Source organism: Paenibacillus sp. SAFN-117, from assembly GCF_051966115.1.
Lineage (GTDB): Bacteria > Bacillota > Bacilli > Paenibacillales > NBRC-103111 > Paenibacillus_L > Paenibacillus_L residui.
Genome location: NZ_JBQCLK010000033.1, coordinates 25455 through 51570 on the forward strand (window position 1 = coordinate 25455; position 26116 = coordinate 51570).

General features: G+C 48.9%; 23 protein-coding genes. 1 reads left to right on the plus strand and 22 read right to left on the minus strand.

The features are described from left to right. Positions 1-3 precede the first annotated feature (3 nt). Together ACTHRH_RS19635 and ACTHRH_RS19640 are read right to left on the minus strand one after the other, a co-directional pair. Positions 4-888 (minus strand): hypothetical protein, encoded by an 885-nt coding sequence (locus ACTHRH_RS19635; protein WP_144939002.1) that lies wholly within the window; start codon positions 886-888, stop codon positions 4-6. Positions 889-935: 47 nt separating this feature from the next. Next, positions 936-1868, minus strand: a complete 933-nt coding sequence (locus ACTHRH_RS19640) for a helix-turn-helix transcriptional regulator (protein WP_440417268.1) — start codon at positions 1866-1868, stop codon at positions 936-938. Between the two features lie 158 nt (positions 1869-2026). Between ACTHRH_RS19640 and ACTHRH_RS19645 the strand changes: the two genes are divergently transcribed. Beyond that, positions 2027-2278, plus strand: a complete 252-nt coding sequence (locus ACTHRH_RS19645; RefSeq protein ID WP_440417206.1) for a hypothetical protein — start codon at positions 2027-2029, stop codon at positions 2276-2278. A gap of 208 nt (positions 2279-2486) precedes the next feature. Here ACTHRH_RS19645 and ACTHRH_RS19650 read toward each other — a convergent pair whose 3' ends face one another. The 20 genes from ACTHRH_RS19650 to ACTHRH_RS19745 form a co-directional block, all read right to left on the minus strand. Then, a complete protein-coding gene (locus ACTHRH_RS19650) occupies positions 2487-2648 on the minus strand; it encodes a hypothetical protein (protein WP_440417208.1) in 162 nt (53 codons plus the stop codon). A 98-nt stretch (positions 2649-2746) separates the two neighbouring features. Further along, entirely contained in the window at positions 2747-3781 is a 1035-nt protein-coding gene (locus ACTHRH_RS19655; RefSeq protein WP_440417210.1) for a sensor histidine kinase, read from the minus strand. A 9-nt stretch (positions 3782-3790) separates the two neighbouring features. Beyond that, a complete protein-coding gene (locus ACTHRH_RS19660) occupies positions 3791-4456 on the minus strand; it encodes a response regulator transcription factor (protein WP_440417212.1) in 666 nt (221 codons plus the stop codon). A 36-nt stretch (positions 4457-4492) separates the two neighbouring features. Beyond that, positions 4493-6661 (minus strand): ABC transporter permease, encoded by a 2169-nt coding sequence (locus ACTHRH_RS19665; protein ID WP_144938993.1) that lies wholly within the window; start codon positions 6659-6661, stop codon positions 4493-4495. Continuing rightward, positions 6651-7430 carry an ABC transporter ATP-binding protein gene (locus ACTHRH_RS19670; protein ID WP_144939033.1) on the minus strand — a complete coding sequence of 260 codons (780 nt, stop codon included), beginning with the start codon at positions 7428-7430 and terminating at the stop codon, positions 6651-6653. Before ACTHRH_RS19670 ends, ACTHRH_RS19665 begins: the two co-directional genes overlap by 11 nt. Positions 7431-7694: 264 nt before the next feature. Then, positions 7695-8879 (minus strand): aminotransferase class I/II-fold pyridoxal phosphate-dependent enzyme, encoded by a 1185-nt coding sequence (locus ACTHRH_RS19675; RefSeq protein ID WP_440417215.1) that lies wholly within the window; start codon positions 8877-8879, stop codon positions 7695-7697. Positions 8880-8971: 92 nt separating this feature from the next. Beyond that, positions 8972-10462: a PLP-dependent aminotransferase family protein gene (locus ACTHRH_RS19680; protein WP_440417217.1), complete on the minus strand. Its 1491-nt coding sequence runs from the start codon at positions 10460-10462 to the stop codon at positions 8972-8974. Between the two features lie 116 nt (positions 10463-10578). Further along, the gene (locus tag ACTHRH_RS19685; protein WP_144939031.1) at positions 10579-11058 is read right to left on the minus strand and encodes a nucleoside deaminase; all 480 of its coding nucleotides are present in this window, start codon (positions 11056-11058) and stop codon (positions 10579-10581) included. A gap of 279 nt (positions 11059-11337) precedes the next feature. Continuing rightward, positions 11338-11487: a hypothetical protein gene (locus ACTHRH_RS19690; protein ID WP_440417219.1), complete on the minus strand. Its 150-nt coding sequence runs from the start codon at positions 11485-11487 to the stop codon at positions 11338-11340. A gap of 215 nt (positions 11488-11702) precedes the next feature. Then, a complete protein-coding gene (locus ACTHRH_RS19695) occupies positions 11703-12716 on the minus strand; it encodes a phosphotransferase family protein (protein WP_144938987.1) in 1014 nt (337 codons plus the stop codon). A 410-nt stretch (positions 12717-13126) separates the two neighbouring features. Continuing rightward, positions 13127-14326 carry a VWA domain-containing protein gene (locus ACTHRH_RS19700; protein ID WP_379290597.1) on the minus strand — a complete coding sequence of 400 codons (1200 nt, stop codon included), beginning with the start codon at positions 14324-14326 and terminating at the stop codon, positions 13127-13129. Positions 14327-14328: 2 nt separating this feature from the next. Beyond that, positions 14329-16752, minus strand: coding sequence for a DUF5682 family protein (locus ACTHRH_RS19705; RefSeq protein WP_440417221.1), 2424 nt, complete (start codon positions 16750-16752; stop codon positions 14329-14331). Next, a complete protein-coding gene (locus tag ACTHRH_RS19710) occupies positions 16749-17852 on the minus strand; it encodes an ATP-binding protein (RefSeq protein ID WP_440417223.1) in 1104 nt (367 codons plus the stop codon). Before ACTHRH_RS19710 ends, ACTHRH_RS19705 begins: the two co-directional genes overlap by 4 nt. Next, positions 17852-19684, minus strand: coding sequence for a HEAT repeat domain-containing protein (locus ACTHRH_RS19715; protein WP_440417225.1), 1833 nt, complete (start codon positions 19682-19684; stop codon positions 17852-17854). The genes ACTHRH_RS19710 and ACTHRH_RS19715 overlap by 1 nt, the downstream gene beginning before the upstream one ends. Before the next feature lie 29 nt (positions 19685-19713). Next, positions 19714-21156 carry an SWIM zinc finger family protein gene (locus tag ACTHRH_RS19720; protein ID WP_440417227.1) on the minus strand — a complete coding sequence of 481 codons (1443 nt, stop codon included), beginning with the start codon at positions 21154-21156 and terminating at the stop codon, positions 19714-19716. A 471-nt stretch (positions 21157-21627) separates the two neighbouring features. Then, on the minus strand, positions 21628-22368 hold the full coding sequence (locus tag ACTHRH_RS19725) for an ABC transporter permease (protein WP_440417229.1): 741 nt from the start codon (positions 22366-22368) through the stop codon (positions 21628-21630). Next, a complete protein-coding gene (locus ACTHRH_RS19730; protein WP_440417231.1) occupies positions 22365-23279 on the minus strand; it encodes an ATP-binding cassette domain-containing protein in 915 nt (304 codons plus the stop codon). The genes ACTHRH_RS19725 and ACTHRH_RS19730 overlap by 4 nt, the downstream gene beginning before the upstream one ends. A gap of 89 nt (positions 23280-23368) precedes the next feature. Then, on the minus strand, positions 23369-23974 hold the full coding sequence (locus tag ACTHRH_RS19735) for a response regulator transcription factor (RefSeq protein ID WP_440417233.1): 606 nt from the start codon (positions 23972-23974) through the stop codon (positions 23369-23371). After that, positions 23971-25071 carry a sensor histidine kinase gene (locus ACTHRH_RS19740; protein WP_440417235.1) on the minus strand — a complete coding sequence of 367 codons (1101 nt, stop codon included), beginning with the start codon at positions 25069-25071 and terminating at the stop codon, positions 23971-23973. The genes ACTHRH_RS19735 and ACTHRH_RS19740 overlap by 4 nt, the downstream gene beginning before the upstream one ends. Before the next feature lie 591 nt (positions 25072-25662). Next, positions 25663-26061, minus strand: coding sequence for a VOC family protein (locus tag ACTHRH_RS19745; RefSeq protein ID WP_213582675.1), 399 nt, complete (start codon positions 26059-26061; stop codon positions 25663-25665). Positions 26062-26116 lie beyond the last annotated feature (55 nt).

Genomic DNA, 26116 nt, shown 5'->3' on the forward strand with positions numbered 1-26116 from the left:
TTTCTATAAAACTCCGTAAGATTTCAATGTTTTCAACCGTTCGACAGTAATCCCTCCCCGCCATTCCAAAGCGGCTCCTAAACTAACTTCCTGCCATGACATAGGCCATCCTCCATCTTCCTGTTGCTGCTCCACGAGATGGGATAAATGCTGTTTGAATTCTTCTTCCGAAATAAACTTGGCAGCGTAACATTCTCGTGAAGAAGCCCAATCTAGAACTTTATGTACATATCCTTTAGCCGCTGGATTTCGTTCAATGGTATCCTGTCTGCTCAACCATTTATCTACTTTAGTGGCCAGAATCGCCTCTGCTCTTTGTCGGTCCGGTGCATGCTCTAAAAAAGAAATCCACTGTACGCCATCGTGATAGCCTGATGGCTCCTCACGGTCAACATAATCCCAGAGATATTGCAGCGTTTGCTGAAACCATTCTTCTTCATAAAAGTCAGTGACTTCATTTTGTTTAAGGAGAAGCCCCATAATTTGTCCTGTTGGGTTAATATTTGCTAATGGATCTGATTTTACCGTCCACCAAGGAGCATGAGGATATTCATTAAGTTCTCGTAAAGCGATAGGGAATCCACCGGTTGAAACGGTAATTTTCTTTAAATAGCAGGCAATTCCTCTGATGATGTCCCTATCAAAGCAGCCCATCTCATCCATAACCAAGAGGGCGACTTCCGTTGCAACGGGTTGACTATGCGGACAGCGGATGTCGGGTTCGAGTGCGTTTCCAAATCCTCCGTCATGATTTTGATAAGCCTGAAGTGCGGAGATTACGGCTTCTTTACTGCCGCCTTCAAAAAAGTACTCAAAGCGCCTCCTGTCTAACAGTCTGCCATGGTTATAAATAAATGATTTTGCCCTTTCCACTATTGTTTGATTCATATTATTCACCTCGTTATAATTTCTCTTTCATTATGTATCCGCTATATTTATGATTTGTATTGATTACATAATCGTTCAGCCATTCTATAAATCTCTTTACGTAATGTTTCCGGTTCAGTCACTTCAGCGTCTGATCCTAGTGAAAAGAAAAAACGTACCGCCCAAGACCATTCTGTCGCTGGACATTGAAAGTCTGCCTCCCACTCCTCATTGGAAAGAGCGTGAACACATTCCCCGATATGGATATCCTGTTCAACTTGAAGCATGCCCCTATATGTAAGCTTTGCCTTAACCCTAAATGAGCTTGACACTTTATTTGAATTGCTCTGATCCTTATGGGAGAGGTGATTCTCACTTTCATACTCCGGGCGTTCGATGACTTCTATCTTATCCATACGATCCACCCGAAATAATCGCTCTTCTTCATGAGTAGGTGAATAGGCTTCGCAGTACCAAAAACCATGAGATGTGTATATTCTTTTCGGTAAAATACACAGCCAGCGTTGATGCCTCTGAGATCTATAAAATACTTTCAGCCATCTGGATTCCGAGGTATAATCTATCAACGCAGACAGTTGAGGGGCTTTATAATTTCGCTTTGGCACTTCAACTTCCGTTCGTTCAAGAATCGGTTCGATTTGTTTTAAGATATTTTCGGGCAGGCTGTTTTTAATTTTATCGATAACAGTCCATCGTTCTTTATTAAACGGTGTATCGGTCATTTTAGTCATCGCCTGAAGAGACACCAATATAGTGAGTGCTTCTTGGGAAGTAAACTGCAAAGGGGATAATTGGTACCCCTCCATTAATTGAAAGCCGCCTGTTGGACCGGTCATGGAGACAAGAGGAACTCCCATTTCCGAAAGGGATTGCATATCGCGAAGAATCGTCCTCTTGGAAACTTCAAATTTATCGGCTAATGACTGTGCCGTTTCCGCCCGTTGCTGTAAAGCCATGAGGATAGCCATCAGCCTATCCATTCTCTTCACAAACGCTTCCCCCTCTGAACAACTGGTTAACACATTATACCATTTTATTAATGACACCTAGTATGTCACCAATTCTAGGCTATAAAATAAAATCATTGCCTTACGACCGCTCTACAAGCCGCTAAATAAAAATAAAAGAACCCTCACGAGTGGAGAGTTCTATTTGTTTCCCGCAGGGAAGTTATTTGCCCGGTATCGAAATCTATCGAATAATTCTGTCATTGTCATCAAAATCTACTTCAAAACTGCAGGTCTTTTTGGGAAAAAGCCGCGCGTTGCCTTATTCTAAAGCGATTGTGCAGGTCTTTGGAGCGATTTTTGCGAAATGGCCCCATTTTGGCAAAAAGAACTGCACATTTGAGCGTCTTTCGCCTTATTTTTGGAAAAAGGCGGGATTTTAATGCACTTTTGCTCGTCTTTGCGATATCCTTACCGGCAAGATGCAATATGCGGCTTTGCCTTGCCCACTATTTGCTCCAAAGGTCCGATGACGACGATGAAAGTGAAGAGCGATTGTTTTTTGTGGGATATATGTAACAATCATTTGAACCTCTAATGCCTTATCAGTCTGGACGCTCCTTCTCGCGGGCATCTATTTTTGCAAATACTTCATCCACTCCCATTGCTTCCGGTCCAGTGCAGTGTCAGTACAGCGTAGCTGTCAGGCTGATTGGGTTTGTCTTCCGGCAACATATGCGTAATTTGACAGGCGGCATATGCGCCCAACTGCTCGTCCCAGAAGCTGTATACATCACCTGGTTGTATTGTCATGTCTTCTCACTCCTTTCGCCCTGTACGACATGCGTTTCAGAATTGGTCGTCTGTCCCTTGTCAGGACACGAACATCCTATCAAAATGATAGATTGGAGTTATTTCACATGCGGAAATATGAGCGATAGGGTCAATCCCGAACCAGGCTCTGATTTTGCATCCAACTGAATAGCTAAATCATAAGCCATTTTGCTCACCAAGAAGAGCCCCATACCTGTTGCTTCTCTTGTATAAGTACCTCTCCTTCCAGTAAAGCCCTTATCAAAAATAAAGGGTAAATCTTCCCCGGATACACCGGGTCCATTGTCACTAATATTTAGTATGGTGCAATCACTCTCTTTGTCATAAGCCGTTTCAAATGTCAGAATGGGATGGACCTGGTTCTGTGCCGCGTGTTTCATACTATTCGCGATGATTTGTGCTAATATAAAAGCCAATCCTTTGCGGTCGGAAATCACTTCCCTTTCTTCACCTATGAACTGTATTTGAAAGCCGGATTCGTCCAGTATCGTTCGATGGTCTTCCATTGTCTGTTTACAAAATGCGAGTAATGGTATGGATTCAAACATATAATCTTTATGAGCGGCCTCAAGCCTGGCAAAATACAAGATTCGCTCTACGTCTCCGAGCATTTGATCTCTAACATGAAGCATACGCCGTCTTACAAGGGGAGACATTTCGTCACTGCGGTTATCTAATACCAATGTTATCAAAGACAGAGGCTTTTTAATTTCGTGAACCCAGCCTTCGATATAGTTTTCATAATCGGCCAACTCCATCACTTGTTCGTTGAGTTCCGTCTGATAGGATCTTAAGACGCTACCCATTCTGCGGATAAACGGATGATGTGTCTTTGGAGATACCCGGCATAATATGTCTTCGTTCGTCTCGTTCGGTTCTAACAAAAAATCTTGAAGGGCAGCTTCGATTATTTTTTGTTTTCTCATAATTACGATGACAGGTAATGTTATCATTGCCAGCGTAAAAACTATCATCAGGCCCACTAACACCTTGAACGTTTCAGGGTAAGCCAACCAGGCGAAAAAAATAAACAGGAGATTTGTCACTATTAAAATAAGAAACCATAGCTTATAAGCATGAAAACAATTATAAATTTCCTTTATCCATCTCATGGTTTTCACCTACCCCCTAAGCCGATACCCCTGACCCCTTATCGTTTCAATTTGATTTTCCAGGTTTAATTGTCGAAGTGTTTTTCGTAAGCGAGTGAGATTTACTTGAAGGGCATTTTCGTCTATATATTGGTCTGTTCCCCATAAAAGCTCACTCAGTGTTGACTTGGATACAATCTCAGGCCTATGCTGCGCTAAAGCCAATAAAATTTTCCCTTCATTAGCTGATAATAATAACGATTGTGAGCCCTTATACAAAGTAAAGGTGTTGGGGTCCAGCCAAAAACCGCCCCCGTCTATCCAGCCTGGTTGGCTTTCAAATCTTCTTAGCAGGTTCTGAATGCGCGCTAATAATCGATCGCGATTGCATGGCTTTGTGAGATAATCATCTGCACCTAAATGAAGACCATGTAATTCATCCTGCAGCTTATCCCTAGAAGTAAGAATCAATATGGGACCAATCCCCCTTGATTTTAGACTTCGGCATATGTCAAATCCGGATTGTTCCGGCAAATTGATGTCTAATAAGACCAAGTCTGGTGCCAAAGCGGCTATTTGTTGAGCTATATCATGAAAATCCGTAATGGCTGCCGCTTCGTAACCGGCTTTTTGCAATATGTCTATTAACTCTTCTCTCATCCATGAATCATCTTCAACAATGATAATCCTTGCCACTTCGGCACCTCCTTCGATGGGATATTAAACGGTTCCTTAATCTATATTTGGCTTCCAGCGTAATTTATCGATCTCGTGATCTGCCGTACGGGCAACGGTTACTCCATAAATGGCCAAAATTACGATGACAATACAGGCAAAGATAAAGGCGATCGGATACATCAGCGCGTTGTCCTCGATGCGAATCATAACAAAAGAAATCATAGCCCTTATCCCGACCGCTCCACTGACGCAGGCTAGAGATATTGGTAAGAGAAAGGTCAACAACACCTGTCTATGCATTGATTTTTTCATTTGATGACGTTTGGCGCCCAACATGGAAAGCGTTACATAGCGCCCGGCTGTCTGCTTCATCTGTGTCAGAAATTGTAAAGCCAACACCGTACAAGCAATAATCAAAAATAAGAATCCCATATATAATGTCGTATAACTACCGGCTACTACATAGAAAAGTTTCCGTCCAAAGTTTTGTAAATAACTTTCAAAGTCGAAGCCAGAAGCTTTTAATAAATCTCTAGCCTCCATCATTGGAATCATTAAACCTTGTTCGTCTTGCAGCTTTGGCGGGATGCGGAAATTCCAATAGGACACATAGGTTTCCGTATTTATTAGTCGTTCAAACATAGGATCGGGCACGATAAATGCTGAAAGAATCTGTATAGAACGGTCTGCGACTAATCCTCTCATTGGAGTGGATGGGCGGATAAAGATTGCCTGATCGTTAATGCTCAGCAAACTTTCCCCTTCCATTGCAGCCTTTTTCAGAATATGATCCAGTACGGGCATGCTTCCGAGATCATCCATAGGCACAAAATCCGGATTAAAGTATAAAGCAATTTCATCTGAATGCAGATTCAGAGGTCTCTCGCCTATAGCTTCTAAAAGTCCATTATAGGATGTTTCAGGAATGAGGTAAGGCTTCGCTGCATCAATCTCTAGCACCCCAAGCAGATTAAGTGCTTCAGGGTTTTCCGAGCTGATACTGTAGCCCTGCATTTCTCCCGATAAAAATCGCTCTTTATAGCTGCTTGGCAGAGCCATGATGATTTGCTCCCTTAATTTGGACCAATCAACTAAAGATAAAGGCGAGTCTTCTTCCCCATGTTCATAAAGGTATTTCATCCTTCCCATTTCCAAAAGATTTAGGTCCTCAACATAGGGTACCATTTTTTCTGAAGTAAGAAATTGCTCAACCTTTTGCCGATCCCCTTGAACCGTAAAATCATATAACGAGGAATCTCTATTATATAAATGACTTCCCGAACTTAAAATCGTTGAAGCGCCGTTGGCCAGCAAAATGATTGACAACGTAATTAGAATCGATGTTACGGCAACAGATGCAGATCGATTCGCTATGTTCTCTTGAAACTGCCTTAATGTAAAGGTGTGCAGCCCTTTAGTCGTTTTGCGCTTGGACAAGCTAGCCATTAAGCCTAGTAATTTGCCAAATCCCCTCATAAAAAGGATCGTTCCCAGGCTTCCAAGCGCCAAGGCCACAAACAGAAGCAGGCCTGCAAAGTCCATGAAATGATATAAAACAATCCAATAGGCTGCACCTAACATGACAGAACCTGCCATAATATGGATTACGTTGCCTTTAAAATGCCCCATATCTGTTTTCTTATCCATTTGCTCATAAAGCAATTGATGGACCTCTTGATTAAACAATCTTCCACCAAGAATGACGAGTGCTGTACACTGAATGAATAAAAAACCGATGATGGTAGAGAAAATCGCACTCACCGACAAGCTCATTTGATGCCCGATAATTCCCTGCCCGACTAATTTAGAAACCGTCAAGCTGATGATTTCCGCCACAAATGCGCCGATTAAAATGCCGCCAAGAAGTGCCAAAACAGAAGTAACGAATCCCTCTGCCAAAAGCTGAAGAACAAGGCGTTCCTTACGCATTCCTAACATGAGATAGAGCCCAAACTCTTTGCTTCGTCGATTCAATTGGTACCGGTTAGCGAATAAAATCAAGAAAAACAATAAAAATAAAGCAAATACATATACAAGTCGCATTTGAGCTAAAAGTTTATCAATCGCATCACTTTCAAACTCCCTTAAAAATAAAATAACATCTTGTCTTCCAAGTGAAAGAATGATATAAAACGAGGCGACTGCCGTTACAAGTGTTGCAAAGTAGATCAAATTTTCCTTGCGGCTGCGTTTGGCATTACGAAAAATCAATCTAGAGAACATTTGCGCTTCCTCCCCCAAGCTGGGCCAGCACCTGCAAGATTCTTTCATAAAATTTCTCGCGAGACTCCTCTTGTTTGCGGCGCAATTCATGAAAGATGACACCATCTTGAATAAACAGGATTCTAGAGCAAAAGCTTGCCGCATTCGGGTCGTGGCTAACCATTAAAATCGTTCTACCGCTGCTTCTATTCATACCGTCCAACTTATTCATTAAAGTTCTCGCGGAGCGTGTGTCCAATGCCCCTGTCGGTTCATCCGCCAGAACGATATCCGGATCGGAAATCAAACTGCGTGCGGCGGCTACTCTTTGCTTTTGTCCCCCGGACATTTGAGATGGAAATTTGTCAAGGATGTCGGTAATTTCCAAGAAACTTGCCAGCTCATCTAATTTCGCACGCGCTTTTGTCAGCTCCATCCCATGGATGGATACGGGTAATAATATATTTTCTTGACCCGTTAGATTATCCAGCAATTCAAAGTTTTGAAACAAATAGCCGATTCGACTGCCGCGGTATTCGGCTAAATCCTTACTATCAAAAGCGCTGATGTTTTTCCCGTTTAAAAGGACACGCCCGGATGTCGGTTTGATAATGGTCGCAATGCAGTTTAGCAATGTCGTTTTACCGGAGCCGCTGGGTCCCATGATTCCCAGAAATTCTCCCGGGAGAATGTCAAAACTGATCCCGTTTAACGCTTTTGTTATATTGTTTTTCCTTCCGTAGCTTTTCTGCAAGTCTTGAACCTCTAGCAATTTTTCTTGCCTGACCATGTATAACTCTCCTTTTTTGAATATCACTTTCCGGAATAATCATCGATCGATTTGAGCTATACATATTATAACCAGTATAAAAAGCTAAAAATACTTACAGATGGTGTAAGGAAAAATGAAGAAGATTGATAGACTAGCTGCAATGATAGAACATAGGTTTGGTGAGAGGACAGGAAGTGTTTTTAAATAGCAAAAAGAGCTTCAACCTGCCGCAATGAAGAGTTGAAGCTCTCTCTCAGTTTTCTCTTTACGCTTAGATTTTCATCAGACCGGCTGCATTGCCTGCATAAACCTTCCCATCCGCTCCAGTGCCTTCTCCAAATCGAAGAGCGAAGCCGCATATGAGCAGCGAATAAAGCCCTCTCCGCCTGATCCGAATACATGTCCCGGCACGACCGCCACCTTCGCTTCCTCAAGCAGCCGAAGAGCAAACTGCTCAGATGACATACCGGTAGAAGTAATCGAAGGGAAAGCATAGAAAGCCCCCTCAGGCTCGTGACAGGCCAATCCGATTGCATTCAAGCCACTGACAAACAGCTTGCGGCGTTCATTGTAGCTCGCCATCATTTCATCCTTGGCAGCCAAGCCACGACGCAACGCTTCGATCGCGGCAATCTGGGCAATGGTGGGAGCACACATGGCCGTGTACTGGTGGATTTTCAGCATGCCGCCGATCAGCTCACGAGGACCACAGGCATAGCCTACCCGCCAGCCTGTCATCGCAAACGCTTTGGAAAAACCGCTGATGACAATTGTACGCTCCTTCATGCCCGGCAACGAGGCGATACTGACATGCTTCTTCCCATACGTCAACTCGGCATAAACTTCATCCGAAATGACAATCAAATTATGTTGGATTACGAGTTCTGCAATCGGCAGCCAATCCTGCTCCGTCATAACGGTTCCGGTCGGATTACATGGGTAATTGATCATCAAAACCTTGGAATGAGGCGTAATGGCTGCTTGCAGCGCCTGCGGGGTCAGCTTGAACTGTTCTTCTGCCGCAGCAGCCACCTCCACAATTTTACCTCCGTGCAGATAAGCAATTGGTTCATAGGCAATATAGTTTGGCGCCGGAATCAGCACCTCGTCTCCCGGATCAATCACTGCCCGCAGTGACAGGTCCACGGCTTCACTGCTCCCCACCGTCACGATTATTTCCTGCTCAGGGTCATAAGAAAGCGCGAAGCTTCTGGATAAATAAGCGGAAATCTCCTCCCGCAGCTCCTTCAAGCCGGCATTTGAGGTATATTTCGTCTGCCCATCACGCAATGCTTGAATACAAGCTTCACGTACCCTGTCCGGCGTAACGAAATCGGGCTCTCCGACCCCAAGGGCGATTGTGTCCCCGCCTGCTGCATTCAAATCGAAAAAAGCACGAATTCCCGAAGGCCGAATACCCCGTACACGCGAGGATAGAAACCGCCCTGCCCCCTCTTCTCGAAACATACTGCATCATCCCCCATTCCTGTTTCCGCTCATAATACGATCCGGCAGCTGCATGTAGGTTATACCCGCAGCGGCCGCACACTTATAAATCCTTATATTTTAAAAAATCTGCGCGCCTGTTCTCCGATGATTTGAATACCCCGTTCGATATTTTCATCCGTTACTCGTGAAAAACCAAGCCGCAATGTATTCGTCCCTTCGCCTTCTTGAATAAAAAACCTGTCACCCGGCGTAAAGATTACTCCCTGCTCTGTGCAAGCTTCCAGCAGCTGGCGTGTATCTACGCCTGCCGGGAAGGTGAGGAACAAATGTAGGCCCCCATCGCCAGTCAGCTGCGCCTCCGGGAGATGTGCTTCACAGCATGCTTTTGTCAGCTCATATTTGCGCTTATACTCTGTCCGAGCTTTTTTTACATATTTATCGAAATTTCCGTTAAGCAAATATTGATATAAAATCGACTGGTCGACTGTGGAGGTATGGATGGTGCGGGCACGCTTAATGCTTTCCAGAGCGTCGATCAGCGCCCGGTCTCCAAGCACCCAGCCTACTCGCAAGCCAGGAAACAGTACCTTGGAGAAGCTGCCGATGTAGATTACTCCGTTTCCTTGCCCCGCTGTCGCTATTAAGGGTGCAACATGCGCTCCCGAGTAGCGCAGCTCCTCGTTGAAGCCATCCTCAATCACCGGAATCTCATAGCGCATCATTAATTTCATAACGGCCATGCGCTTCGCCGGCGACATGACGATGCCTGTAGGATTGTGGTAGGAAGGGGTCAAATAGGCCAGATCGAAGCGGTTTGTCTGTTTCTGTAATACCGCCTCGAGCAGCTCCACATTAATACCGTCACGCTCCATCGGAATACCGGTAATCTCAAACCCTTGCAGCCGCAAATTTTTGATCGCGGTATGATGGGTCGGGTTTTCACAAATTGCCGCTCCGCGGCGGGCGGAAGGGCGCAATGCCGATAGCACAATGTCAAAGCCCTCTGTGAAACCTCCTGTAATCAACAAATCCTTGCCGCTTATATCGACGCCCTTATTCTCCATATATCGCATCAAGTACTCGATCAGCGGCTTGTAGCCCTTGGCATAGCCGTAATTAAGCAGAACCTGACCTTCGATGGCCATCCGATCCAGGAAGGCCCGCCTTACATCTTTTAGATCAAACAGCCGCTCATCCGGAGCGATGCTTGTAAACGAGATGGTTCCTTTGTTGGCACGAATGCCCTGCTTCATCATATCCAGCTCTACAGCCGATACAGCATATTCGTTCATTCTTGCCTTCCAGTGAATCTGCCAGGCGGCAGAGCCGTCAGCTCCCCGATTATCTGCAGCCGACTGGTTTGCCATGGCGGCCACATAGCTGCCCTTGCCGGGAATTGCATACGTAAATCCGTCATCCTCCAGGCCTTCATAGGCAGCAATGATTGTATTGCGGCTCACCCGAAGCAGCCCGCTCGCTTCTCGCGTGGAAGGCAGCTTCTGGTCCGCCTGAAGCGCCCCTTTTATAATTAAACGTTTGACGTATTCTTTGACTTGAATCGCTACCGGACGGTCGCCGACGATCTTGAAATCCTGGAACATCCTTCATCGCCCCCATTCATAATAATGGCATAGAAGAAGAGAGAAATAAAAGAACCACCGCACTGGATTTTTCATCCTTCGGTGGTTCTTTCGCGTCCCCTATACTCGGCCAGTTACTATTTCTTCTCGTAAAATTGACGATGGAGTTGGCGAACCTGCTCTGCGAGCTCGGGAACAGGGCCTTCCACCACGGTATCACGAATAACGTCTTGGATCGGAAGATTACGGACACGAGACGCGGCAACTCCCATTTCGTTCAGCCACTGGGCCAACTGCGCGGAAGAGCTTGCGTAAACGATCCGGCCTAATCCCACCCAGCCATGGGCAGCAGCACACATAGGACAATGTTCGCCCGAGGTATACACTGTCGCCTTGGCTCTTTCTTCCGGTGTCATGTTCCCCGCCGCCCAACGTGCCAGAGCAAATTCCGGGTGTTGGGTATGGTCGCCGCCGGCAACATGGTTATGATCTTCCATAAGCACGTCACCATCCGCCGAGACCAGTACAGAACCGAACGGCTCATCGCCGGCCTCCAGAGCAGCCTTTGCAAGTTCAATACAGCGCTGCAGATGCTTCAGATCCGTATCATTTATCATCATTGAACCCTCCTTGAATTTGGCAGTGAATTATCTTGCAGGGACCGTATTCAACGTCCCCTGCCCTTCTACTGTTTATGCTAACACGAAAATCACCAAACAAAAAATATATAAAAAATTAGATTTACTTAGGTTTTACATATAAGCTCAATAGTTGCGCCGATAATCTCATTCCCGTTAAATAAGAAAAGCTCCTGACGGAGCCCTATTTACACCACATTAACGCGTCATGAATGGAGCTGTAGGCCCCAGTACCGCCGGCATTGTTAATTAACACATCTACCCGCCCAATTGGGCTAATACTTGATCCCGCAGCCTGTGAACCTCTTCTGCATTCGTTACATCCGCAGGAAACACCAGGGCTCGGTCACCCGACTGCTCAATGACTTGGGCCACTTCCGCCAATTTTTCTCTACGCCGGCCTACCAAGACAACTTCCGCTCCCTCAGCCGCCATTATTGTAGTGTCTTTTTGTAAACCACAGTTTCTTGCCCCAACTCTAGCGTCCCCGAAAAATCCGATTTTCTGCTATGATTTAAACCCGGTAGGCGAAAGCTATTGGTCCAAGGCCCAAGTGAGCTTTATTTATTTCCGCCGCTTGGCGGGAACTCGTCAAAGTTCCGTTTGTCTGTCTCTCATTTTGATTAGTTGATAAGACCAAGCAGCTTATTGTCTATGAACTCGGAAGCCCATTCCTTAAATGAAAGCTCCTTGCTCCAAGTTACATTATTTATTGCGTAAGCACATCCCCAATCCAGCACTTTCCGATAAAGAATATGTATTATGAGCCGCTCCTTAAGAGCCACATTTGCATTAGTTAATTTCGCATATTCGGACAGAAGATGTCTGACGAATTCCTCTTCTCCTTTATCGAGATATAACACGGTTATCTTGGCCAAGTCGGCAATGGGGTCACCAAAATACGAGTTAGTAAAATCGATTATTCCGCATAAATTCCAGTCTTGTTCTACAGGTTGCAGTAAGATGTTTTCAGGTTTGAAATCCCCCATAACAAATGCCGCAGACTGCAATTCTTCGAAGGAATTCCTTGAACTCTCCAGCAATCCTTCCACCCAATCTTTGTCCGCTTGGCTAATGCCGGAGTATTTTTTAGCATCCTCCAACCAAAATCGGATTTCGTTGAAAAGCCAGTTTTGATAGGATCCTTGAAATGGACGCAGTGTGTTATGAATCGGGTCGAATTCGCCGAAAATATCGGATTTCCAGGCATGCATTTCCGCTAAGGCTCTTGCCAATACTCGTGCTATTCGTATCCTGTCGTTAAAAGTCATTGCCGCTTCTATCTTAGGGTCGTTAAAATGTACTCCGGGCAAACGAGGCATTATCGCATAGGGCCAGCCAAAGATGTCCTTCATCTCATCAAGGACGTAAGGAACGGGGACGGGAATGTCTGTTCTTGCCTTTAAATGATCTATGAAAAATTTTTCTTCAACAAACTGTCCTTCATAGATGGGATTGCCTTTGAGAACATAATCACCCGAGGTGGATGAAACGAAAATGGTTTGTTTCATAACTCCCTTCTCAGTCTGTTTAAAAGATATAAGTTCTCCCAGGTTATAGCGATCCAGCATTTTCTGCAATTGTTCCTTGGTCACCGAATCTATTTTCTTAGAAGAGAAAAGGATCTTGGCAGTCAATGAGATTACCTCCTGTCGTTAAAAAATAACGGCCCAATTGAGATTGGCGATTAATGGTATACAACCAAAGATCATGCGAAAATCATGCACGGTTTGGTTTTAACGGAACCCAGAGACCTTAATCGCTCCAAAAGGGCCTTTCGATCATTTTAACGGAACCAGATGACCTTATTCCCAAGAAATGCTCGCGAAAGTAGGAGAATTCCAAGCAATAAGCGCACCTGTTTCCGTTAGTCTAAAAAAACCGCCCTATTTTGACGAAATAGGGTCTCCCAGGTCCGTTACGTTTTCGCCTGTTGGACTTTTCACTAGTACAACATCCGGTTGAACGCCTTTCCCACAATGAATCGACAGCCTCCAATTGCTGCATAGATACAACAATTGGAGGCTGTCATACGTCGGCAGCCTGGCTAAACGAGCTTGGTGCCGGCCCGCTTCGCGAGCTCAAACAAGTCTGCGCCCTTAAGCGCACCCTCTACAAAGCTCGGCAGAAGCTGAGGCGTGCAGGCAAAGCACGGCGTGCCATCGCGCGAGAGCGACTTGGCTATCCCTTCATCATAGTAAGGCTCCCCGCCGTCGGATAAAGCGAGCAAACCCAGCGTCTTCACGCCGGATTCGCGCATTTCGCGCATACGCCGCACGAATGCGGCGCGATTGCCGCCTTCACACATATCCGATATAAGAATAAAGATTGTCTTGGCCGGCTCCTCAATAAACTGCTCGCAATAAGCGACCGATTTGTTGATATCGGTGCCGCCGCCGAGCTGGATGCCGAACAGCATATCTACGGGATCGTTGGCACATTGCTCGGTCAAGTCGACGACCTCGGTGTCAAAGACAACCACTCGCGTGCGCAAGGCCGGAATGCTGGCAAAAATCGAGCCGACGACCGATGCCCAAATGACCGAGTCGGACATCGAGCCGCTTTGGTCAATATCCAGAATGACCGTCCATTCCTGGCTTCTGCGTGCCCGATCGAAGAAGTAGAACTTCTCCGGAATGAGCTTGCGCCGCTCCGGATCGTAATTGTGCAAATTGCGCCGGATCGTCCGTTTCCAGTCCATCCCGCTAACCGAGGGCAGCGGCGTATGCTGCCTGCGGTTCAGAGCGCCGGTCACTGCGCGGCGGATATCGCTTTCCAGCCGCTTCGCCAGCTCCTCCACCACCATTTGCACAAGCATGCGCGCCGTATCCTTCGTCTTCTCCGGAATTTTGCCTTTGAGCGACATCAAAGTTCCGACCATCTGAATATCCGGCTTCACCTTGCCGAGCACTTCCGGCTCAAAGAGCAGCTGCTTCAGCCCTTTGCGCTCGATCGCATCATTCTGGATGACCGAGACGACATCTTCGGGAAAGAAGGTCCGGATATCGCCAAGCCACTTCGCCAGCCGCGGCGCCGACTTGCCAAGCCCCGCCGAACGGGCTTCCGGGGTTCCTCCTTCATCGCCAGTATCGTCATACAAAGAGGCGAGTGCTTCATCCATCACCTGCTCCTCTTCGCTCAACCCGATCCCGCCGCCCTGGCTGTATTCCTCCAGCTGCTGCTCCGCCGATTGGCCGAGAAGCAGCCGCCAACGCGTCAATTGCTTCTGTCTCTGTTCGTTATTCATCGCTACAGATCTCCAAAATCAAAATCGTTCAATTCGTCGAGCATCTGCTCCTCTGCCTCCTTCAACTCGCCGGTCAGCACTTCTGCTGCAGCTTCGGCGTTCACGTTCCATAGTTCGCCCAGCATTTCGGCGACCATCGTCTTCTCTCTGCTGTTAAAGCTGCTGAAGGCTCGGCGGAGAAAGACGAGCGCACGACGGAATTCCTCATCGTCAAGCTCTGCGATATACTCATTCAACTGCTCCCAGAGACTCATCCGCGACAGCAGGCTGTAGCGGTTGCGCATCGACAGCCCCTCGAACCAGCCAGCGCCGAGATCGGCCGGTACGCCCGGCGACAAGCGCCGTGACACTTCCTCCGCACATTCGCCGGCCGACAATTCGCCGCGTTCCAGCAAAATGGCGCAAGCATAGCCCGACAAACGCGGATTGCGGTCATCGCGGCCCGCGAGATGATGAAGCTCCTTCACCCATAGCGCCTCATCGACGAGTTCATGATGCTCCTGCGCAATTTGATTCAGTTCATGGATAGCAGTGAGCAGTGCACCGGAGGCTTCGTCGTTGCAGCCGCAGGCATCGACGAGAAAGAGGCACGCCCGCAGAAACAGCTGCTCCAGCAGGGGCAGGAGCGGCGCCGTATCCAGCTTGCGAATATCTCCATATCCGATGATGATGGCCAACTGATGCGCCGCACCGGCAATCTGGCCGACATCCTGGCTGTCGACGGCCAGCTTCTGCAGCGTTTCGCGAGCGGCTTCCATCTGGGACAGCATCGCACATTCGCATGCTACCCGAATAAGCGCCGAGGCTTCCGACACGGAAGTGCAGCTCTCGAGCTGCTGCTGCAGCCGGAAGGCCGCGGCAAGTTCTATAGTTTCTCCGAGCAGCGTCGACTCTACCACTTCGATTTCCACTTCCGGCGTCCACTGTAATACCCAGTGCTCCGCCCAAGTTGCGCTATCCTGCCCGCTTGCCTGCTTTCTTGCAAATGTAATGCCGAGAAGCTGCATCCGATGCAGCAGCACAGAACGGTGCAGGTCCAAATAAGCAGCCTCTTCCGACTTGACGCGGCGATTTTCCCGCAGATCGAGCGCCAGATCGGCGGCGACGGACGACTTATATTTGTCCAGCTTCAGCCGTTTGAATTGGCGATTCAGATCGTCCTGAATCGGCGTCTGGCTTACCCCCTCGGCCAACTCGCCGATGGCCGTCCCTACATCGACTCTGGCCAGCGGCTCCGCGACAACAGACAGCTCGCCGTGCCCAAAGATGGACTGGGCCGCATCATGCAGATCCCGCAGCGTCGGCGCGCTGCCCCCATGAAGCGCGGCCAGCGACTGTGCCAGACGCACCGCTTCGATCACTTCTGCCGTCGAGCGATGCGTGCCTGATTGTCGCAGCCTGCCGGCAACCTGAGACAGATAGCGGTATGCCAAGTCCTGCGGCCGCCCTGCCTCCATCGCCTCCCACATCATCTCGAAATAGCGCGGCGCCCGGTTGCCGGCACCGTAACCGGACATCGACGATAAGCGATAATACGAATAAGGCATTAAAGTCAGCTTCGTATTTCGTTTCGGCAGCAGGTCAAATTCAGCATCGGTCATCCCGGCAGGCAGCGTCGCCAATGCCGATGCATGATACGCCCCGCACACAACAACAATACGCTCCGGCGCATGTCCTGCCGCTATGGCAGCCTCAATCTGCGACAGCATATACAGCTCGCGCAAAGCGTTATAGGCGTATTCTTTACGGGCCGTTACCCACTCCTCTTCTTCCGTCCATTCACGCATTTGGGCGGATGAGGCCAATATCGCCTGCCGATAAGCATCGCGGCTCAAATTATGCTCATAATGCCGCTCCCAATACATTTCATAATCATACTCGCCCGCTAGCTCTGCAATCCGTTCATACAGCGAGCGGGAATGCAGGCGCTCCTCCTGCACTTCGCGCTCGCCATTGCCCTCATCACGCTCTACGATTCCTCCGCCCTCGTCGCTGACATCGCCTTCGCCACCCTCATTACCTTCATTGCCCTCATCGCTCTTCTTGTCCTCACCACGCTCATCGATCCTGCTTTGCCCTAAGTCCAACGCCAGCATGACAGAGGAGGGCAAATCGATGAAAGCACAATAAGCTCCCTGCTCCTCCGCCCATTTCATCGCCTGGTATTCCGGCGAATAGACAGCCAGCGGCCACATCGCGGTTCGTATGGGCAGATCGGCCGTGAAGGCGAGCAGCGCGACAGGCGGCTTGGTGGACTTGTTGACCAAGTGACGAATTTCCTGGGTGGCGTCGGAGGGCCCTTCAATTAACACTGCCGTCGGCTGGATTTCATGCAGAAATTGCTTGAGATGCTGAGCGCCGCCCGGCGACAGATGCCGTACCCCGAAAATATGTACCGCTCTCTCCGTTTTCCCGCTCGAACTCACGGATTCATCTCCCTGCACGCCTGATAGAGCCCGCGCCATTCGGCTCCGCGTTTCTTCATCACATTGTCCAAATATTCCTTCCACACGACCTGATCCTTGTCGTCATCCTTGACGATCGCACCCTGCAGCCCCGCAGCCAAGTCTTCATCGGACAGCTCTCCGTTGCCGAAGCTCGCCGCCAGCGCCATGCTGTTCGTCAATAGTGAGATCGCCTCCGCTGTCGAGATGGCATTGCCCGGCGACTTCACTTTATTCTTCCGGTCGAGCGTCATGCCGCTGCGCAGCTCCCGGAAAATCGTCACGACTTTATGCAGTGCCTCATCGGCAGGCAGTGCCGCCTGCAAATCATAGGATGCCGCAATTTCCGCCACCCGCTTCTTGACAATCTCCACTTCGGTCTGCAAATCGGCCGGCGTCGGCAGCACGATCATATTGAAGCGGCGTTTAAGCGCGGCGGACATATCGTTAACTCCGCGGTCGCGCGTATTCGCCGTAGCAATAATCGCAAAGCCCTTCTGTGCGGACACCTCCATGCCGAGCTCGGCGACCGAAATCGTCTTCTCCGACAGAATCGAGATGAGCGCATCCTGCACCTCGGAAGCGCAGCGGGAAATTTCCTCGAAGCGGGCAATTCCGCCGACTTCCATCGCCCGCATAATCGGGCTCCGCACGAGCGCTTCCGGCGTAGGCCCATTGGCCAGCAGCATGGCATAGTTCCAGGAATAGCGCACCTGCTCCTCGCTCGTGCCGGCCGTTCCCTGCACCACCTTACCGGAATCGCCATGAATCGCCGCCGCCAAGTTTTCCGACAGCCACGACTTCGCCGTCCCCGGCTCGCCGATCAGCAGCAGTGCCCGGTCGGTAACCAAGGTAGCGATCGCCATCTCTACCAGCCGGCGATTGCCGATATATTTGGGCGTTATGACGGTATCCCCGGCTTTGCCGCCGCAAATGAAGGTGAGCACCGACTGCGGCGACATCCGCCAGCCTGCCGGTACCTTGCCTTGATCTGCCGCAATCAGTGCTTCCAGCTCCGCCGCATACAGCCGCTCGGCCGGCAGACGCATCAAATTTTGTTCAGCCTGCGCTTGTTTTCCCATTAGTGATTTCCTCCCGCTCCCATGGTAGATATCAAATATTCCATTTGCTTTTTCGCGCTATAGCGGAATTTCGGCAGGACAGCCTCCAGCCGTTCCCGGTAAGCCGCCGGCATTTGCAGCATCATTTCCCAGACATGACCGTCAATGCTGTACAGATCGTCGCGATTGCGCTCATCCTCCAGCGCAGTCATGATCAGCTCCGGCAGATCCTCCGCTCCTATGCGCTTCAGGCCGAGCAGCAAATATCCGGCAAATCGGTTCCGCAGCTCCGGATTTTTGGCCAGCTTATAGCGCAAGAAGGTTTCCGCCTTGCTGTGACCAGGCACGGCCAGCAAAGAGACGAGCTGCAGCTCATTATTCTCGATGGCAAAATCCAGCCAGCGAATGTCCCAACGGCTGCGCAGCTCCTCCGCGTCAAGGCCGCGCAAGATATAGACCGGCACCTGATCGTCATCTCCGTCCCACGGCGCATCGATATATTCGTAATTGGCCTCCATGACTTGATCCTTGATGAAATCCATTAGCACGCGTACAAATTTTTTGCTGCGCTTGGCTTTAGTCGTTCCCTCCGGAGTCAGGGCAAACCGCTCATAGAATTGTGCAGGAGTTAGCGTTCGGAATGCACCTTGAAGAGCATATGTAATAAATGGATCATTTTGTCTTCCGATTTCATCCAGGAGCTCCACAGCCTCCGGAGTTCCATAATCGGCCAAATATTCCGCCGCCTTGTGTGCCATAGACAAGCATGGCGTCGATAAAAACATCGGCTCCCGCAGCATGCCGACATATATGTCATGCAGCTCTTCGCTTTGTCTATCCGCGAGCCCCTGTGACAAATACAGCAGCTGCTGCACGGCCTTTTCCTGCTTCTTCGCATCCTGCTCTGTCGCAATCAGCGCCTCAGTTCTCGCCCGCAGTTCCTCCGTAATCATATTCGCAAGCTCCTGCGACTGGTTTGCTGCAGCCGCTAAGGCTGCCAGCTCAGCATCCTTGCCCGTCAGTCCGGCAAAAATGCGGTTAACCGACGATTTCGTTTCCAACGCAGACAAAGCATGGAATGCCGCTTGGCGCACCGGTTTTTTCTTATCCTTGGTCCACTCGATCAACTGCTCTTCATATTGTTCTAGCCCGTGCAGCAGGGAAATCGCCGCGACCCGCACTTCATCCGATCCCTCTTGGGCCGCGCTGTACAGCAGCTCCTCGTTCCCATCGCGGTCAATACTGGCAATCACCTTCAGTCTGCGGGCATCCAGCTTGCCGCCGGTCGGATTAAACGACTCGAGCAGCAGCGGAATAATGTCCGCTCCGAACGAAGGCAGCACCGTGGTTTCCATATAATCGGCAAGCTCTGCATAAGGATCGCCCAAGCCGGCAATCGCCAGATCAATCATGCGCAGATCATGGAACAGCCCCTGCTCATAAGCTTCGGCAACGATCTCGTAACGTCCGCTGCCCGTTGTCGTCAGCGCCTCCTGAACCGCCGCCAGCCTCCGGTACGATGCCGAAGTCCGGAGCTTGGTCGGTTTGCTGGTTATGGGCTGCAGCTCTCCTGCAGGCGCCGTGACTCCTTGAGTGTACAAAATGGAGCCAAGCAGCGAGCCCAAATCCTGGAGCAGCTCGGCTGACGATTTACGCTCCCCCTCCTGCTTCTCCGGCTCGATTAAAGCATGGATCATTTCGCCAAGCCGCTTGAATACCGGCGCCCTCTCTCCCAGCTTCTCAAATTGCGGCAGCATGCGTTTCAAGCGATAATCGCCTGCCGCCAAATCGCTGCCGGCAATGTAGATTCGTCTTACTTCCTGGTGCAAATCTTGCAGCAATGCCGTACTCATATGCATTGTCCTCCTTTATTGCCGGCCGATTAATAAAGCAGCCGCGTAATACGTGATTGACCAATAACCGAAAGCGGCTGTGCCAGCAATTGCCCGCTGTCCAGACCATGATGAAACATGACCAGCATTGCCGAATTCACCAGCAGCTCCGGTTCCAGATACGGCAGCAGGTGAGTCGTCCGCTGAGCATTGCCGGGTGCATCGCCCAGCGTCAAATATTGCCCGTGCTCGTCCGCGATCGCATAGGTGCCATCCGCCGTTTGAGCAGCGGCAGCAACATGCATTAGCAGCACCGGGCGTTTGTCCGCGAGCGGATTCTTCAGCTGGTTCTTGACCAGCTTCACCGTATCGGCATAGGAGCGGCGGGCGCAGGCCGCAATGGCAGCATAATCTGCGTCCTGCAGCGGTCGGCTGCTGAGCGACTCCCAGCGCACCCGGCGATTCAAATCTCCGGGGTAGCGGTACAGCTCCTTGACTTTGGCCACTTCGAAGAAGCTGTCCTCCTCGCGGATATGTTTGGCCGCCTTGTAAGGGCGGTAATGCAATGTTTTATGTATATCGCCGGCACCCAAATCCAGCCAATAACCCAAATCGACAAATTCCTGGCGCGCAGCATCGTCGTAGGATTGGAAGGAAAGCTGCACCAAATCGGCATTTTCGCTGACCAGCCCGCATTCCTTCAATTCGCTCAACTGCCACGCATGACCCAGCCATTCCTCGATCGTCGTTTCATGGTCGGGCTTCATATCCGGCGTCTCCAGACGGGCGGTCAAGGTCGCTCTGCCTTTTTTGATCAATGCGTGCAGCACCGTCAACTGCTCCATCGCCTCTGTATAGACCGCCTCGCGGTCGTCTCCCGCTTCAGCCAGCAATTGCGCAAAACGGCGCAGCGCGGTCTGTGCTCCCGGCAAATAATAATTGCCCAATTGCTTGACGTGGCCGTCGATCACCTTGACCGACTTCTTATCGATGGTGCCGAGGCCGCTGCGTACGAGGGATTCGACAACCTTATCCAACAAATCCAGCCCTTCCAGCTGGGCGGCAATTTTCTTCTTCAATGCGGATTTATTGACCTTCTTCGGTTTCGCATCCGCCCCTTCAACAGCTTTCTGCGCCTTCTGCTCCTCCCGCTTCTCCGCCTTCTCCCGCTTGGATAAAATATCTTCGGGGATTGGCACTATTTCGAAAGTCTCATTGCCCGCATAGGCGTATAGTAGGCCCAATCCGTGCTTGCACGGAAACTGCCGGCTCGGGCATGAGCAGCGCAATACCGGTTTATCCGGGTCTATGAAATCGGCGGAGCATTGATAATTGGAGCTGCCGCTGCCTTTGCACTCGCCAAACAGCAGCGTCCCGTCCTCCGACTTGTATAGTTGGACAAAGCTGCGTTTCTTCACCAGCCCGCGCCCGTTTTTCACCGCCGAATCATTCGGAGCCAATGCATCTATGTATGACTCTGTCAGTGTAATCAATGTGTTCGTCTCCCTCCTGGCATCTCCTGGTTTTTCTCTCCATTACCATCATATCACGCCATAATATGTCAGCTCTCCCGGCCAAAAGTCATATTTCCCGAACGAAAAGCGAACATATTTTGAACAAGCTATCCATTGACTGCAGCTTTGGATCCGATAGAAAGTCAAAGCAGCTCCAGGGAATGGAGCTGCTTATAATCAACCTATCTCTATAGACTTGTTTATTAGCCAGAATACAAGGGATAGTTGCACTACTCTTGATCTTCTTCCATCGATAATGGATACTAAAAAAAGCTCCTAACGGAGCCATTTCGAAGATGAATAACCCGGTATTAAAGGAAGCTTTTTATGCCAATAAGAATCTATATTTTCATCGTATTAACGCTGTAAAGAACTTAAAGATTCCTATGTGGTTATAATAACCTTCGGGCTTAAACGTATTTTTGTAAAGATTTCTCAAACATGATCATCTTATTCCGCGCTCCAGCGGAAAAACCGTGAGGACAAAATGATAGATATAATGGCGACACCTACTAGAACCGCAACATCCACCCCATTCTCCCAAATCGGTGTGAAATTCCATGTTTGCCTTATTAAATCAATGACGTAGTAAAGCGGTAGGATGTGGGCGATAACACGTAATAGGTTTGGCATCCATTCAATCGGAAAGGTGGCTCCCGATAGAAAAATCATCAAATTCAAGGCAAGTGAGCTGACGGCCGAGGCCGTCCGAACGTTTTTGGCAATGGAATTGATCAACAGTCCGAACGGGAAGAAGGCAACCAGGCTTAATAGGATGGCCAACAAGGTACTTCCCAAATATTTCGGTACATGTAAATTGAAGACGAGGAATCCAAAAATGAGTATAATTACGGCGCTGATGGTAAAAATGACGGTTCCCTGCACGGTTTGCGCCGTTAACACCATCCAGGGCCGCACGGTTGTGACCTGATAGCGTCGCAAAATGCCCTTTTCACGATAGTTGGCCATCACCGTTCCGATTCCGAAAAACGCAGTGGTCAGGATGTTCACGGCAATCCAGGACGGGATGTAAGCATTGCTGTAAGTCATCCCTCCGATTTCTGTATTTCCGAACATCACTCCGAATAGCCAGATCATCAGAACCGGAAACAGAAAGGTCCAGAACACGGCCATTTTTTCTCGAAAAAATAATTTTGTTTCCATTACCGATAGCTTCACAATTTTATTCATGCTGATCGCTCCTTTAACAGGTGGACAAACAAATCATCCAGCGTGCCTCGCTCGAAACGGAATGCGGTCACTTTCCAATCGCGTTCTTCACATTCTTTTAAAACCAAATAGGCGGAACGCTGTAGATTCTCCGTTTGAATTCTCACCCGATCCCCGGATTTCTCCACGTGAATCACGCTGGGCAGGGCGATCAAAACATCGGGATCCACGTCGAAACTCTCAAACGCCAGGTAGTTAGTCGCCAGGTCTTCTAGCAATACATTCGGTTTCCCAAGTGCCCGAATTTGACCTTCGTACACCATTGCCACTCGATCACAGAGCTTTTCGGCTTCTTCCATATAATGCGTCGTGACCAGGATGGTGGTTCCTTGTTCCCTCAGGGTATGGATGACTCCCCACAACTCGCGGCGGGCCTGGGGATCCAGCCCCATGCTCGGTTCATCCAAAAACACGATTTCGGGTTGATGCAAAACGGATAAAGCGAGCGTTACCCGTTGTTTCCAGCCACCGGAAAGATCCTTGAAATACGAATTGAGTTTGTCTTTCAATTGTAGCTGTTCAATGATGTCCATCAGGACATGATTTGTGTCATAAAAAGAGGCAAACAAATTTATCGCTTCTTTGACTTTCAATAACTCCTGTATGGATGTGGCCTGGAACTGCACCCCGATTTTTTTATTTAATGGATAGCGGTCGGATTCCTTGCCGGGATCAAGGCCGAGTACGTGTTCCTTTCCAGAATCTCTTGTCCGCAGTCCTTCCAGGATCTCAATGGTTGTGGTCTTACCGGCTCCGTTCGGACCGATGATACCGAAAATTTCGCCTCTTTCGACTGTAAACGAAATCCCCTGTACGGCTCGAGTTTCCCCGTATTGTTTGGTCAAGCCTTCAACTTCAATGACAGGTTTCATCTTTTTTCTCCTTCTCTCATAACAAAAGAATGGATTTTTGCTATTCAGTCTTGCATCATATAAAATCGGTTTTGTTTTACAAAAAAAGGTTATTCCGGCAGCCATCCTTTGTTTTCGGCAATGGAGACGGCATCCATCCGGTTTCTCGCTTCCAGCTTCTGAATAATTTCGGAGATGTAGTTGCGGATCGTAGCTGGAGAGAGATAGAGAGTTTTACTGACTTCTTTGACCGAATCTCCCTTCTTCAGGTGCAGCAAAATCTCGGATTCTCGTTTCGTGAGCGGGTTTATTTCTTCCATCATGGAAAAAGTAAGGTGCGGGCTAAAGACACGCTTGCCCGCGTGAATTTTTCGCAGCGCTTCCGCCAATTCGGACACGGGCGTATCTTTTAGCAAATACCCCATTACCCCGGCCTTCACGGCACGTTGCAGGTACCCGCTTCGGGCGAAGGTGGTCACGATGGCGACCCTGCATTCACTGCCTTCATCCCTCAACTTTTCCGCTGCCTCCAGTCCGCTTAACAATGGCATCTCTATATCGAGCACGGCAATATCGGCGTTTTTTTCCCGAATCAGCCGGAGAGCCTGTTCACCGTTGTCGGCTTCCCCGACAATTTCGATATCTTCTTCCAGGGCCAACAGCTGGCTGACCGCGGATCGAAGCATTCCTTGATCTTCCGCAATGACGATTCTCATTGGATTCCCTCCGTTATCACCGGTTTCTTAACTTTCGGCACGATGATCGTGATTTTTGTCCCATTTGTTTCCCCGGCTGCCATTTCAAGTTTTCCCTCGATCAGCAATAACCGTTCTTTCATTCCCAACAAGCCGCTGTGAAACTGGTCGTGATTTTCCTTCGCAATGCCGACCCCATCATCCTCCACCTGAAGAATGTATCTTCCAGGTTCTTCTTCAATGCGGATTGTGCATCTGCGCGCGCCGCTGTGTTTTACGACATTGGTAACACATTCACGAAGACACAGGCTCAGGATATTCCGGATAATCGGCGGGGCTCCCGAAAGTTCATCCTTCCGTTCCACGTTGAATGAAATCCCGGCAGACTCGCAAATTTGAGCGGCCTGTCGGCACTCCTCATCAAGATCGATGGACTGCATATCACTGATCAGTTCCCGCACCTGCAATAGGACGGATCTTGAAATATTTTGGATCTCACGTGCTTCTTTCAAGGCTTGATCGGGACTCCGGGGAATGAGCCGCTCCACCAATTCACCTTTCAACGTAAGCAGAGACAGGGTATGGCCCAACGTGTCATGAAGATCACGGGCGATTCGCTGGCGTTCTTCATTTTTAATCAACCGGGAAATTTCATCATTGGCATATTGTAACCCCAATTTCATTTCATGTGACTTCCGGATCATTCTCACCATAAAGGGCAACAGGAAAAGTATGAAAAGAATCGAATACCAGCCTAGGTACAATGAATTCGACTCTCGCAAGAAATTGAACCCGACCGACCCGGCAAAGAGCGCAGCCATGAGTACAGTCATTGCGGTAATTTTGCGGTAGGATGAGTACTTGCCGATCACCAAAGCAGGATAAAAGCCGAAGCTTAATTCCCATGGGGAGATGAAGGCTCCCCATAAAGCAACCGCGACCAGTTGAACAATGATGAAAAAGGTTCGGTGTTTCGCATTCATAATGCTGATCAAATGAGCCGTTGCGATTATAAAAAACAATAGATAGTTGTACCCCGTCTGTTGCGGAAAAATAATCATAGAAATCAATGGAGGAAGCAACATCATTGTTTCCAACGGCAGTCTGACGCGAGCCATTTTTACCACCTCCATCATTTTGCTCTATCATACCATATGGCTTAATAACCCTTTTCTCATTATTACTTGTGCCTCCTTCATTTATTATATAAGAAGCATATCTAAAAGCCGACGGGGCCGGTAGTTATGTATATCACTTCTTTGAAATGATAAATATCATTTTTCTAGAAGGTTTTTCGGATCGATTCATGTTATTAAGTTGAAAGGGAACTGGGAGTTAGATGCTAACTGATCACTCCATCCTCATGCCTGATGAACAAAAAAACAATATGGACCGTTCTTCCTGCATTGTCGATCGGCTCGCAGCGAGGCAAAAAAATAACGGGTCGCGTATGGTTCCGCATACACACCCGTATTTTAGTCACTGGCTTTATTTGATCAACGCAAGCGTTTATCTCGTTTATCCCGAGTACTCTCACCTCATCCAATGAGAACGACCGGCTTGGGAGCGACCAAGCGCAAACCCTGTATCAACAATCCTTGTATTTCTTCAGGATGGACAAGGTTCATCTGAATAAGCATGTAATTAAGCTTCGAGAAACTTTCCGGTAATTAACGCACCTTTGCCGTTGTTCGCAGAACCTCTCTCCTCTACCTAACCGTCCCCATAAATGTCGCGATGTACCAATGATTGCCAAACGGATCTTTCACGCCGGCACTCCGCTCACCATAAGGCATATCCGCGGGTTCATATAGAGAAGCGGCTCCAGCGGCGATCGCTTGTTCATAACATTTGTCAGTATCTCTTACATACAAGTGAATTGCACTTTGCATCGGGGGATATGGATCTCTGCCTTCCGAACATTCAATGATGGAGCCCTCCAGACGAATTTCTGCATGCCGGATACGTCCGTCAGCATCTGTCGAACGGTTCAATTCCTCCGCCCCAAAAGCTTGCTTAAGGAAATCAATCAATTTTTCCGCTCCCTGTACATGAAGATAAGGTGTGACGGTATGAAAGCCGTCCGGCACATAATGGTTCGCCTTCATCAATATATTCCTCCTTCAAACTTATTAGGATAACTTGCTATGCTCTTAATAATAT